The organism is Bacteroidia bacterium (assembly GCA_023228875.1).
In the GTDB taxonomy this organism is placed as follows: Bacteria; Bacteroidota; Bacteroidia; order NS11-12g; family UBA955; genus JALOAG01.
The window spans coordinates 1-12,829 of sequence record JALOAG010000024.1; the positions used below are offsets into that span (position 1 = coordinate 1).

Below are 12,829 nucleotides of genomic sequence, written 5' to 3' on the forward strand. Positions count from 1 at the left end.
TGTAGCGAAATCCCTTCGGGCTTCCGCTACATCGCCCGGAGGCTTTGCCGTCCGAAGCCCTTTCAGGGACTTCGTACATCTGAAGGTTTTGCAAAATGCAAAACACTTCGCAAAGCCTCCGGGCGTTAGCTGTAATGCAAAAAACTCGTCTATATTGAAACCAGTGAAATAATGGAAAACCAAAACAATATTATCAAAGCTAATTCCCAACAGAAAACAATACTCGCTGTTTGGAATGCTGGAGAAAAAGGAAAAACTGAAAGTTTAAGACAATTTGCTAATAATTTATTGCTTACTTATCCAACACATACTCCTATTTTACCTATTCCTGCAAATGTTCCAGCAAATGGAGACTTTAGATTAGTCGTTGAAATTGGGGGAATAATAATTGGTATTGAAAGCCAAGGAGACCCTAAAACAAATCTGAGAAATAGATTAATTGATTTAGTTACGAAGTTTAACTGCGATATAATTGTATGTACTTGTAGAACAAGAGGTGAAACAGTTGCTGCTGTTGAAAATATAAGAATTACTTATGGATTTCAAACTATTTGGACATCTACATATCAAATTGAAGATAGAACACAACATAATCTGGTAAATAATTTAAAAGGTCAACATATTTTAGATCTACTTCAAAATTTGAGACTAATATAAAATGCACTACAGCTAACATCGTATTGGCGAAATGGCGGTTTAAGGGAGTAATTGAAAGTTTCTCCTTTTTTTGTCGCAACAGCCTTTTATATTTCCTTTTTTCATAAATTTAGAAAATAATAAAAGGCTGTTGCTTAGCTTAGTGCAAAATTGAAAGTTTAGGCTTTCTAATCCGCCACTATCGCCAATACGCGGCCCGTTACACGAAAGCTTTCCCAACTCTGCGTATAAATTGAAGAAAAAATACTTTTACATATTGATCATCATTTTGATTATTCTAATTCCAATATTTTATTTCGGAATTATTAATACAATGGTAAGTTTAAAATACGAAACTGATTCTCCAACTGAATGTATATCAAAAATTACTGGTGACAATTTATGTGATTCAATAAGCAATTTGAAAACTTTAATTTATTCTGATATTGTTATAATTATTCTATTAATTATCTTTAGAAATAAAATCTCAAAAAATGGGATATAAAAAAGTATGTTTAGAATGTAAAATTTCATTCAATCGTGATATTGATTTAGGTTCAGAACTTTCATATCCTTGTCCTGAATGCGGCAAACCTATGACTTTATTATCTCATAGATTCAGAGCGCCGAAAAAAAACGATAAAAAGGCTTGGGAAACTGTTAAGTTTTTAATCGAAAATGGCTTTCCTTTTCAACATATTTACAAAATTGAAGACGGAAAATTGATGAATGAATATGCAGAATTTCCAAACACTATGAAAGAAGCAGAAGAATTTATTGAAATTTATAAAGAACAAGCTTATAAAAAATAAAGCCATCGTGTAACATCGGTTTTGCGAAATGGCGGTTTAAGGGAAATATAGAAAGTTTGTGCATTTTTATCCGCAGCAGCTATTTATATTTCCTTTTTTCTTATTTTAGTAAATATAAAAAAGCTGTTGCTCAAGTTAGTGCATAATTGAAAGTTTTGGCTTTCTAATCCGCCACTATCGCAAAGCCGCGGCCCGTTACCTGCAATTTTTAACCAAAATATCGAATTTAAAATAAAGTCCGCAAAGTGAGTAAGTATCTAATAAAATCTGAAACTTGTATTCTACAAAATATTTTCAACTTTTATGATATAAAAAGAGACCTTCTTCTTTATGATAAAGTCGGAGTATTTAGCCCTGAACGAGTATTACAACAAATACAAGACTATAAACATTTATATAGTAAATTTCAACAAGAACAATTAGAAAACGCTTTTAATGAGATAAACTACTTAATTGAAAAAGAATATTTCATTGATCACAAGCAAATAATTGGTGTTAAGGAAACCAAAGTGGAAATTAGTGAGAAAGACAAAGAGCTAGCAGAAGTTACTATGGGACTTAGGGTAAAATTGGATAAGATGGATAAAACTCTAATTAGTGATCGAATAAAAGCACATATGGAATGGGATGAATTGAATACTCGTTTATGGTGTAGTATCGCTAACAATGTTGACGAAACTAAACATTGTATAGCTGGACTTAATAATTACTACTCATATGACTTGCCAAGCGAAAATAAATCCAAAGCATACGATATAGTTCATAAAATGTTGCACCTACCTTCAGACGATACACCATGGGAAAAAATATTTGATTTTAAAAATGACAATGAAGCCAAATTAAAGATGTATGCTTTGAGAGATTGGATAAATGATTTACCCAATGAAATTAAATATCATGAGCTTACTGATAAAATAAATCACTTGCAATATGAGTATTCCGAAAGTTTAAGACGACACAAAATAGAAACTAGATTGACTAAGGTTAAAACTTTGGTGACTGCAATTCCTAAAGCACTTTCCGAGTTAATAAGGTTGAAATTTGATAAATCAGTAGAAGCACTTTTTGATGTTTCAGAGCAATTTGTAAACTTTCAAAAATTCGAAGAACGTAATAATCTTAAAGGCAATGAACTAGCTTATATTACACATGTAAATAATAAATTTGAACAAAATAAGAAGAAATAAAACTGCAGGTAACAAGGTATTGCCAAAAGCGGGGCCGAACGGCTTCGATTGGGCATTTATGCAAGGTTCAACATTCGTTCTTCGATTGAACTTTTGTACTAAAAATCCCCGCCTTCGGCAATACCCGAAACGTTGTGCGTCATTTTACAGAAACGTTATGAATTTAGAAGAAAAATTAAATAGAATAGATTTAGAAATTCAGAACGGAATGAAATACAAAGCAACTGATAGGTTGCGAAATTTAATTCAGGAAAATCCGAATGAAATTCAGTTATGGAATAAACTTGCTGAACTGTATTATGAAAGCGGTTTTTTAGATTCAGCCGGAAAATATTGGATATTAACAGAACCAACAGAAGAACGAATAAAAAAATGTGTTGAGATTTATGAAAAGTCTGTAAACTATTCGGGCAATCATATATTACAAGACCTTGTATTTCGAGGGGATAAAACTAAATTATCTGAATATGCACAAAAAAAACTAACCGAATTGGAATTGGATAGCAATAGAAAAGTGAAATATATTCCGAAATTTAATCCTAAAACAAATACTCAGAAAAAGAACAAAACCGAACAAAAACAAACCTTAAAAGAGAAATTAGGTGGATACATATTCTTCTCTGTTTTGGCCTTAATTTTCATTCTATTACTTATTGGATTTGTAACAGTAATTAAATGGATATTTTAAAAAACAAAAACGAACGCACAACAAAGGCTTGGCGAAATGCGGGGTTATGTGCAAAGTTGAACTTTTGTGTATATTAAGTCGCCAAAAGCCAATTTTATTGGCTTTTTAGTTATATTAGCAAATAGAAATTGGCTTTGGCTTAGTTTCGGTCTGAATTGAACTTTCGCTCAATTCAAGCCCGCACTGTCGCCAAGCCTCGAAACGTTACAGGCAAGCGTAGGACGACACGACCCGACAATAAAAATGAAATTTAAAGCATAAATGACAGAACAAATTGATATAGATTTTGACTTTCGAAAAGACAGTAAATGTGGCGACCCTGATACGGACAGTCCAAAATTATATGAAACTCACAAGTTGTTATGGAGTAAAGAATTACCAAACGGAAAAGAATTCATCTTGGAAATTAAAGGAGACAGTTATGGAAGATTTCTTTTGAAAAACAACTTTACAATGAATTTGTCAAGCGACAGAATGTGTCCTCATTTTGACGGAAAATATAACAACAAATTTGACGGTTGGCTTTCAGACAATGAACGCGAAGAACTAAAACATAAAGTGCGGACAATTGGCGGACACATAGTTTTTCCAGCACATAAAAAGAATGGATTTACAATTAATCAAGCCAGAGGAGTAAGTAGAATAATTTGTGACAGGTTTGATTTGACATTGGAGTGCATAAGACGTTTTTACAGAGACGAAGAAAGCCCACTTTCAAAAACAATTACAAATTACAAGGACTTTTTTGACTTATTTGTTGACTTCAAAGGCTATGTTGACTTTTTTCATTTACAAGACTTTGTTGACCAAAACGGACAAATTGAATTTTCTTTACCGTTTGACAATTTCAACAGACCACCATTGCCACAGACAATTGACGAGTATAAAATATATATGGAACATACGTTAGACTTAATGAATAACAGAAACGAACGAATATTAAAAGGTATAACAAGTTGACAATATGAAACTTGACAACTTAATAAAAACAAAAACGCCAGCCTGTAACAGCCGTTTTGCAAAAGCGGGGGTTTCGTGCTTCTATGACAGTGAAGTGCTAAATTCAAACTTTGTGCATCTAATGAAGTTTAGTGCTAAAAATCCCCGCCTTCGCAAAGCGGCAAACCGTTATGGGCAATTTTAAAAACGACATATGGAAACATTTGGAGACAAACTAATTCAGATAATAAACTCAAGCAGAAATCAACTTTTTCTACAAGGAGAGATGGCTCAATTGACTTATATTTCATTTGAACAAATGACTACTTGGGTGGACAACCAAAAGGAAGATACAATTCCTATATCCTATCCAATTGGTTACAATCCTGACAAGACAACAATGATGAGCCAACCGCACAATTATTCAAAAGACGAATTAAAAGAAAGGTATGCATTTTTAGGGCTTAACAAACTTCCAATTGACGCTATTTATCAACTAGTTACTATTACAGAAACGATGTTAAATGACTTATTAAGAGCAATTTTAATTGAGTTTCCCAAAAAAATTCCTAATAAACGAAAACTGGACATTGATCAAATTTTAGCTTGTGATAACCTCGATCAAATAAAACTTACTATCGTTGACACAATTCTTAACGAATTTGCATATAAATCACCAAAAGAATACGCTGACGAGTTTAGCTTTTATACAGGTGTTAAACTTTTAGAAAACCCAGTTTTTCATCAATATATTGAACTAAAAGCAACCCGTGATATTCACATTCACAATAAGGGAGTTGCAAATGAAATATACTTAAATAAAGCAGGTGTTTTGGCTCGTGTGAAATCTGGAAAGTATTTGCCAGTAACAATTCAATACTTCCTTGAAATGTATGAGCAATGTTTACAACTGACAGAAGTTTTAGAGAAAGCTTTGAATGACATTTGGCCAAGTTTGGTTTATAAAAACAAAAAGCAGTTAAGCATTCAAGAAGACCAGCAAGAAGCGGTTGAACAAACAATATATGAAGTAAAAAGTGAGACAGAAGAGAAAAACAGCCCATAACAAGGTATTGCCAAAAGCGGGGCTGAACATCTTCGGTTGGACATTTGTGCCAGGTTCAACATTGTTTCTTCGATTGAGCTTTAGTGCTAAAAATCCCCGCCTTCGGCAATACCCAAAACGTTAGCGGTCAGCTTAAAAAACGACATTGTGAAAATTATAAACTACATATTGACAGTTTTAACCTTGACAACTTTGACGTCTTGCTTTGACTCCTCAAGAAAATGTGAATCTGTTCAAGAATGGGAAGTTCGTGAATACAAAATTATTAAATCAAAATGCCCTGACTTGGTTTTAGCATACTATTACTCTTACGACATTTATGAAGACAACCAGAAAAAAGGTAATGTAAAACAGATTGACAGTTGCACATATGGATGGCAAGCAACAAACGAGAATTACCTGATACTAAACATTTGCAACAAGACCACAATTGAAATTACTCCGACTAAGAAAATATTGAAACTAAATACAATCGACTCAATGACCATTTTCTCTAATGAACACAATGAAATAAAACGTTTATCAAGAAGACAAATAGAAACCTTTGTCAACGATTGGAATAATAGCAAAGTAAGGAACTATGAAGACATTTCATTGGATTCTGTTTTTTCAAGATTTCCAGCATATCAATACAAATTGACAGTTTTTGAAAGTGGGACAGAAAGACATTTTTTCGGGTATAACTATTTGATTCTTGACACATCAAAATGGCAATACATAATCGATAAAAACCAAAAACTTGATTACTTTCATTCATATTGGAGACATTAAACAAATAAATAGATTAAGATTGGAAAGACTAACAACCAGACAAAAACAAGAAAGCCGAACCGCTAACAGCAGTTTGGCAAAATGGCGGGTGAAGTGCTAAGTTGAGCGTTTCTGCTTTTTTATCCGCCGAATGTGTTCCACATTCGCTGAAAATTTGTAAGTTAGCTCTGTGGAAACACATCGGCTCACTGTCGGTCTGAATCGAACTTCCAGTCCAATTCAATCCGCCACTATCGCCAATCTGTTCCCCGTTGTGTGCAATATTAGGAAACCCGATAACCTCAAATTTTGTCAAAGAAAAAAAATATTTCCATTTTTCAACCATTTGATTTTAAAAATCAATTTGTTGACTTAACTATATATCAAGAAGGATGGAAAGAAAGTGTAAACAATTTTTTCATTCACGCTCTTGACGACAAAACTATAAATCTACAACTGCCCTTACCTCCGCATAAAAAAACAGTGAACGATTTTTTCATTGTTACTGACGGTTATGCAAAAAGACAAGTCGGTATCAATTCTTATGAGATTCACAAAAACGAATTATTGGTTGTACCGCAACTGCAAGTTACTACTACCGACTTCTATTCAGAAGATATAAATGGTTTTTATTGCCATTTTTCTAATGATTTTCTTGCTGATAATTCGCTTTTGCTAAATTGGCAATTGACAAATGGTCAATTAAATAAAATAATAATAGAGAAAGATAAAACGGAACGAATCTGTCAATTACTTAAAATAATCAATAACCTTTATAGAGATAATTGGAAACAAAATAATAATCTAATTGCTCAATATTTACGGACTGTCATTACAGAAATAAGTTTTAAGAAAATAAAAATAAATCCCGAAAAAATCAGTAAAAAACAAAATATAGCATTAGATTACATAAGATTGATTAATGCCAATTTAGATAAAAGATATACCATTGGCGAATTGGCAGAAAAATTACATATTACACCAAATCATCTGAATAAAACCATAAAAAATCACTTGGGAAAATCAGCTCAATCGGTCTATAATGAAATTTTGTTACAAGAAGCCAAAGTACTACTATTACAAACCTCAAAAGACATAAGCGAAATTGCTTTTGAGTTGGGATTTAGTGATTTATCTTACTTTGGTAAGTTTTTTAAAAAACTATCTAAACAAACCCCATTAGAATATCGGAAAATGATTGAAAAATACCAATAATTGATTTGTTTTTGCTCTAAAGTGCTGTATTCAAGATTTAATTTTGCATAAAACAATTTTAGATATGAACCATTTCAACAAAGTACTTTTAGGAACAGCCTTATTTATGTCAGTTCTTTCAGTTAAAGCACAGGAAACAACGACCCCTGAAACAAAAAATCCACCCATCTTTATGGAAACTTTTGCAGGAGACCGTGCATTAGCTTACCAAATGATTATCAATAAAAAATTGCAGAGTGTACCAAAACTTGGTTTCTTTGGTGTTACCAACATCCAACCCGAATGGGGAGAACCTAAAATGAACGATTATATGGTTCAGGGAAATTTGACATACAGCATAGTTAGAGGAATTGACTTGTCAAGCGGTTTTATTTGGAATCCAATTGATGGAATCCGACCATCGGCAGGAGCTATTTTCTCTTATGGCAATCCGAAATTATTAGCGGTTGTAAATCCAAGAGTAGATTTGTCAAAAAATGCAAACTTTGACGCTCTTGCTTTAGTGGAGTACAAGCCTAAAATAAACGAAAAATTAAATTTATACACAAGAATACAAGGACTTTACACACACAATTTAGGACACGATTATCATAGCAGAAGCTACGTAATGCTTCGTGCAGGATTGACTTATAAAGATATTACTTTCGGAGCGGCAGCAAATTTTGATTGGTATGGACCGATGAAAATCAATAAAAATAATTTTGGTGGATTTGTTGCGGTAAACTTGTTCTAAAAAAAAATACTGCACACAACAAAGCCTTGGCGAAATGCGGGGTTAAGTGCAAAGTTGAACTTTTCTGCATATTAAGTCGCCAAAGCCAATTTTATTGGCTTTTATTTTTAAATTAGCAAATAGAAATTGGCTTTGGCTTAGTTCGGTCTGAATTGAACTTTCGCTCAATTCAAGCCCGCACTATCGCCAAGCCTCGAAACGTTAGCTACAATTTTACAGATGAAATACTACAATCTAACATTTTTTGTATTACTTACTTTCTTGAGCTGTAATAAAGTTCAAAAGCAAGAATTTACTATATCTGAAAATTTTACTGAATTGGATAGCGTAACTTCAATAATTAACTATTTTGAAATAAATCCTTCTTGGAATTATATTAATAATAAAATTGGAAATTGTATAGGGGACACAATTGACTCACAATTAAAAATTAGATTTTCCACGACAGGTACATTATTTCAATCTAATAAATTTTTGAATTTGAGTTATAAAGATGGTAAATGGAATGCAATAATTGGTAACAAACCATTATTATTAGGAGAATCAGAATATAGCAAAAAAATTGAACCTCTAATTGGTTGGGAAAAATTTGAAGATTCTCTTATAAAAATTGATATTAGATCTTTGAAAACTTACGACATAGAACAAAAACGTATAGAAGATACTATGCTAGATGGAGAATCGATGGTTATTGAAATAATCACTTCAAATGAATATAAAATATACAGTTTTAATAATCCGAGAAATTTAATTAGTAAATCCAGCGAATCTCATTCATTAAAAAAGTTTAAAAGATTGTATGAATTAATAAACCATAATTTTGAGAATCATTACGAAAAACTGTAGCTAACAAAGCCTTGGCGAAATGCGGGGTTAAGTGCAAAGTTGAACTTTTCTGCATATTAAGTCGCCAAAAGCCAATTTTATTGGCTTTTTAGTTATATTAGCAAATAGAAATTGGCTTTGGCTTAGTTTCGGTCTGAATTGAACTTTCGCTCAATTCAAGCCCGCACTTGCGCCAAGCCTCGAAACGTTATGCCTCACCCTAAAAGACGACACAACAGACAATGACAACAAGGAAAATATTAGGCTATATATTTATTGTGGTTGCAATCATTTTGACACTTGCAATTGTTGGACAGCTTTCTAAATTAATCGGGGCAATATTTGGCGTTTTTAAAATATTCACGGGTGCTTTGGACAGCTATCAAGTAGGAAAAGTTATTGGGACTGCAATTTATTGGTCATTTCATATCGCATTGACAATTACATTGTGGATTTATGGAAGACGGTGGATAAGAGACAACAAAACAGAAATTAAAGACAGCAAAAATTGACAAAAACTCTTCAAATATTATTCATTCTGACACTTGGACTAATTCTTATATTTTGGCTTGGTGACCTATTTATGGGGACTCCTGCTGACGTGAGTGACAGAGCAGTGACAGAAGGTTGGGCTAACGACAGAACAATGTATGAAGCAGAGAAAGTGAAATCAAGACTTTGGACTTTGCTTTATGCTATACCGACAATTATTTTGTTGACAATGACAATTAAGTCCATTAGACAAAAGAATGAACTTAAGTTCTATTGGACATTTTTAATCGGCTTGACAATTTTTCAAATACTACCAGTTGCAGGACTTCTAAGCGACAATGCAAATGACCCTCCATTTATTGTTCCTTTAATCTCGACCTTCTTTTTTATATTCATAAGCGGACAAATATTTTCGGTAATTAGAATTGTAAAACTTACAAAAACGAGACAACCAAAATGACAATTAAACGGACGACAGAAAAAGAAGGGCGAAGGCATAACACGGGTTTTGCGTCAGGCGGGGTGACGTGCAAACTTGGAGCTTTGTGCTTCTATTCAAGTTTAGTGCAGGTTGACAGTTTTGTGTTCCGAAACCCGCCCGAACGCAAAGCCCGGAAACGTTAGCTGCAACCTTGACGAACCACGTAACGAAATAGAAAATGTTTAAAAAAATATTTATTGGCTTTTTAATTTTATGCGGAATTGGACTTGTAATATTTATTGGTTACATATTAATGATTGTTTCTGCTTTTGGCGGTTTTGACAAAGACTATTCAGTTTCTGAACTAAAAGACAATTTTGAGAAAAACAAAACAGAGATTTACGAATTGAAAAGATATTTCAATGAAATTGTTCCAAAGAACAGATTTGTTGAAATTGAATTTAGTGACGACAATACACTAGGAAGATTTGGAATTAAAGCGTTAGACTCTACGGCAGGCGACCCAAACGGACCTATGTTTTTAGAATGGGACTTGAAAATTAATACTCAACGAATGGACAGCATTATAAAGCCAATGGGATGGACTAGAGAAACATTAAAAACTTTAAAAGAGAAGTTGGATAGGGCTAACTGCATTCAAATTGAGAGTGGTGAACCTGCAAAAATTGGCTTTCAACGAAGTGGAATGGGAATGTATTCTTTTAATGTTTTTGACAAGCCAATTCCTGACAGCTTAAAATTAAATTATAATGACAGTTGCACCTATATTCTAGTAAACGACAGACTTGTTTTAGAATATGGAGGAGGTGCGATTGGCAGTCAATGTTTTTACAATATGAAATGAGAAAGGCAGCAGCTAACACGGGTTTTGCGTCAGGCGGGCTGACGTACAAACTTAGAGCATTGTGCTTCTAATAAACTTTAGTAATAAATTGAAGCTTTGTGCTCCGAAACCCGCCCGAACGCAAAGCCCGAAACCGTTAGCGGTCACTTTATTGAAACAAATATAATTAACAGCCTGTCAATAGAATATGAACACTAAAAATATGTTAAACATAGAAATTAGAAGCAAAATTCTTGAATATTCATTAATCATTGAAAAAGCAATTAACGATTTACTCAAGTATAATTTGGGATTATTTGTACCTAATGATAATACTAGACTATTTAGCAACAAGGGACAAATTTCACTTCAAAATAAAATTGATTTATTAAATGACTTTGGAGTTTTAACAAAAGAGGAAAAATTGAATTTTGAACTTTTGATGATAATAAGAAATAAGTTCATGCACGACTTGGAATGTAACTCTTTTCAAACTTTATTTGCTCAACTAGATAATGGGATTGTAAATAGATTCAAAAAACATCTCGATGAAGGAGGACTGATTTCTAAAGAAGGCGATTGCTTAAATGCCTGTATAAATTTAGCTATAAAAAATTTAAAGATTATCGAAAAGAAAATGGAGTTACAGATAATGACTAATCGTAAAAAAGTTGAACTATTCGAAATACAAAATAAACAAATAGACTATTATTCTGATTTCACTTATGAGTTATTAAAAGGTATAACAAACGTAATTACAAAGACACGGTCAAATAACCCAGAGGTTGTTAGTTTTAAAAATGAATTACTGAAAATATTGGAAGAATCATCTCAAAAACTTGACTCTGAAACTCAAACAAATATTTATGAGAATTTTTTAAATTCTGAAGTCGATTTAAACTCAATTTTCGGAATTAGGAAACAAAATGAAAATTAAAAAAGCGAACCGCTAACAAACAAATTGGCAATAGAGCCGATGAAGTGCATCAATTGGGCTTTTGTGCAAGGTTGAAGAGCAGTAATTCTATTCAACATTTGTGCTAAAAGCGGCTCCATCGCCAATTTGCAACCCGTTAGCGGTAATTTTACCAAACAGAATGTTGAACATAAAAAAATATAATCCGATGAAGCTATAAGTAACTGTCCAAAATATATAAACTTAAACCTTTTCATTGCTTTCAAAAAGTAATGGAATTTTCTATTATTAACTTTTAAAAATTAGAAAAAATGACACAGTTACAAATGATTAACATAACAAAATCTATAGCTCAATATGACGAAAATGTTTCCGCTGTTTTTATGTATGGTTCATTTACCAAAAACGAAGGAGACAAATATTCTGACATCGAATTTTACATCTTTGTAAAAAATAAAGAAAATTTCTCGGCAGAAAAATGGGTAAATCAAATTCATCCTGTGGCTTTATATTTTATAAATGAATATGGAACCGAAGTTGCTATTTTTGAGAATTTGGTCAGAGGAGAATTTCATTTTTTAAAAACAGAGGAAATTGAAATTATCAAATCTTGGGACGGAATAGTTACATTTAGCGATTTTGACCAAATGAACCTAATCGACAAAGACGGACATTTAACGAAAACGCTTAATCAAATCAAAACGAAATCGCCCGAAAGAATAACAAATGAAAACATCTTGTGGTTAAGTCAATCATTACTGAATGTTGTACTGACAACAAGTAACTTAATTAAGCGAGAGGAATTTGCTCACGCTCATCATAGTTTATCAAACGTTCAGAAATATTTGCTCTGGCTTATTAGAGCAAGAATAAACAAAACCCAACATTGGGAAAGTCCGACTAAAAGTCTTGAAAAGGATATTGATATGACTTGGTATTCTGCGTATAAAACAATAACATCGGATTTAAATCCTAAAAACATAATTTTAGCTTTTGAAAACTCATTAAATTTATCGGAGAAACTATTTGACGAACTAAATATTGAAACAAAACTGAACGAAATCCTACACGAAATAAGAAAAAACTACCGCTAACAAGGTATTGCCAAAAGCGGGGTTAATGTGCTAAATTCAAAGTTTGTGCTTCTACCAAAGTTTCTGCTTGGTTGACAGTGAATCGCTTCGATTTCCCCGCCTTCGGCAATACCCAAAACGATGTAGCGAAATCCCTTCGGGCTTCCGCTACATCGCCCGGAGGCTTTGCCGTCCGAAGCCCTTTCAGGGACTTCGTACATCTGAAGGTTTT

18 protein-coding genes are annotated in these 12,829 nt (G+C 32.8%); 16 read left to right on the forward strand and 2 right to left on the reverse strand.

The genetic code is table 11. The annotated features are described in order from the left end of the window. Positions 1-171 precede the first annotated feature (171 nt). From M0R38_11805 to M0R38_11840, 8 genes are all read left to right on the forward strand, one after another. Positions 172-657: a hypothetical protein gene (locus M0R38_11805; protein MCK9482416.1), complete on the forward strand. Its 486-nt coding sequence runs from the start codon at positions 172-174 to the stop codon at positions 655-657. Between the two features lie 473 nt (positions 658-1,130). Next, positions 1,131-1,448, forward strand: a complete 318-nt coding sequence (locus M0R38_11810; GenBank protein ID MCK9482417.1) for a hypothetical protein — start codon at positions 1,131-1,133, stop codon at positions 1,446-1,448. Between the two features lie 245 nt (positions 1,449-1,693). Beyond that, the gene (locus tag M0R38_11815; GenBank protein ID MCK9482418.1) at positions 1,694-2,635 is read left to right on the forward strand and encodes a hypothetical protein; all 942 of its coding nucleotides are present in this window, start codon (positions 1,694-1,696) and stop codon (positions 2,633-2,635) included. Between the two features lie 157 nt (positions 2,636-2,792). Continuing rightward, positions 2,793-3,323, forward strand: coding sequence for a hypothetical protein (locus tag M0R38_11820; GenBank protein MCK9482419.1), 531 nt, complete (start codon positions 2,793-2,795; stop codon positions 3,321-3,323). A gap of 261 nt (positions 3,324-3,584) precedes the next feature. Then, entirely contained in the window at positions 3,585-4,283 is a 699-nt protein-coding gene (locus M0R38_11825) for a hypothetical protein (protein ID MCK9482420.1), read from the forward strand. A gap of 4 nt (positions 4,284-4,287) precedes the next feature. Further along, positions 4,288-4,467 (forward strand): hypothetical protein, encoded by a 180-nt coding sequence (locus M0R38_11830; protein MCK9482421.1) that lies wholly within the window; start codon positions 4,288-4,290, stop codon positions 4,465-4,467. A gap of 126 nt (positions 4,468-4,593) precedes the next feature. Then, positions 4,594-5,328: a hypothetical protein gene (locus tag M0R38_11835; protein ID MCK9482422.1), complete on the forward strand. Its 735-nt coding sequence runs from the start codon at positions 4,594-4,596 to the stop codon at positions 5,326-5,328. Positions 5,329-5,475: 147 nt separating this feature from the next. Further along, entirely contained in the window at positions 5,476-6,099 is a 624-nt protein-coding gene (locus M0R38_11840; GenBank protein ID MCK9482423.1) for a hypothetical protein, read from the forward strand. A gap of 28 nt (positions 6,100-6,127) precedes the next feature. Here the strand turns inward: M0R38_11840 and M0R38_11845 are convergent, their stop codons facing one another. Further along, positions 6,128-6,394 carry a hypothetical protein gene (locus M0R38_11845; GenBank protein ID MCK9482424.1) on the reverse strand — a complete coding sequence of 89 codons (267 nt, stop codon included), beginning with the start codon at positions 6,392-6,394 and terminating at the stop codon, positions 6,128-6,130. Between M0R38_11845 and M0R38_11850 the strand changes: the two genes are divergently transcribed. The 8 genes from M0R38_11850 to M0R38_11885 all read left to right on the forward strand — a co-directional run bounded on the left by M0R38_11850 (position 6,388) and on the right by M0R38_11885 (position 12,618). Further along, positions 6,388-7,293 carry an AraC family transcriptional regulator gene (locus M0R38_11850; protein ID MCK9482425.1) on the forward strand — a complete coding sequence of 302 codons (906 nt, stop codon included), beginning with the start codon at positions 6,388-6,390 and terminating at the stop codon, positions 7,291-7,293. The two genes, M0R38_11845 and M0R38_11850, sit on opposite strands and share 7 nt — an antisense overlap. Before the next feature lie 64 nt (positions 7,294-7,357). Further along, entirely contained in the window at positions 7,358-8,026 is a 669-nt protein-coding gene (locus tag M0R38_11855) for a hypothetical protein (protein MCK9482426.1), read from the forward strand. 219 nt (positions 8,027-8,245) lie between these two features. Further along, positions 8,246-8,872: a hypothetical protein gene (locus M0R38_11860; GenBank protein MCK9482427.1), complete on the forward strand. Its 627-nt coding sequence runs from the start codon at positions 8,246-8,248 to the stop codon at positions 8,870-8,872. 221 nt (positions 8,873-9,093) lie between these two features. Further along, on the forward strand, positions 9,094-9,363 hold the full coding sequence (locus M0R38_11865) for a hypothetical protein (GenBank protein ID MCK9482428.1): 270 nt from the start codon (positions 9,094-9,096) through the stop codon (positions 9,361-9,363). Continuing rightward, positions 9,360-9,803: a hypothetical protein gene (locus tag M0R38_11870; GenBank protein ID MCK9482429.1), complete on the forward strand. Its 444-nt coding sequence runs from the start codon at positions 9,360-9,362 to the stop codon at positions 9,801-9,803. The genes M0R38_11865 and M0R38_11870 overlap by 4 nt, the downstream gene beginning before the upstream one ends. Positions 9,804-10,002: 199 nt before the next feature. Further along, positions 10,003-10,629, forward strand: a complete 627-nt coding sequence (locus tag M0R38_11875; protein MCK9482430.1) for a hypothetical protein — start codon at positions 10,003-10,005, stop codon at positions 10,627-10,629. 202 nt (positions 10,630-10,831) lie between these two features. Then, positions 10,832-11,545 carry a hypothetical protein gene (locus M0R38_11880; GenBank protein MCK9482431.1) on the forward strand — a complete coding sequence of 238 codons (714 nt, stop codon included), beginning with the start codon at positions 10,832-10,834 and terminating at the stop codon, positions 11,543-11,545. A gap of 290 nt (positions 11,546-11,835) precedes the next feature. Then, a complete protein-coding gene (locus tag M0R38_11885) occupies positions 11,836-12,618 on the forward strand; it encodes an aminoglycoside 6-adenylyltransferase (GenBank protein ID MCK9482432.1) in 783 nt (260 codons plus the stop codon). On the opposite strand, the gene M0R38_11890 is transcribed toward M0R38_11885, so the two are convergent. Continuing rightward, a partial coding sequence (locus M0R38_11890; GenBank protein MCK9482433.1) for a hypothetical protein occupies positions 12,615-12,829 on the reverse strand: 215 nt, incomplete at its 5' end. The two genes, M0R38_11885 and M0R38_11890, sit on opposite strands and share 4 nt — an antisense overlap.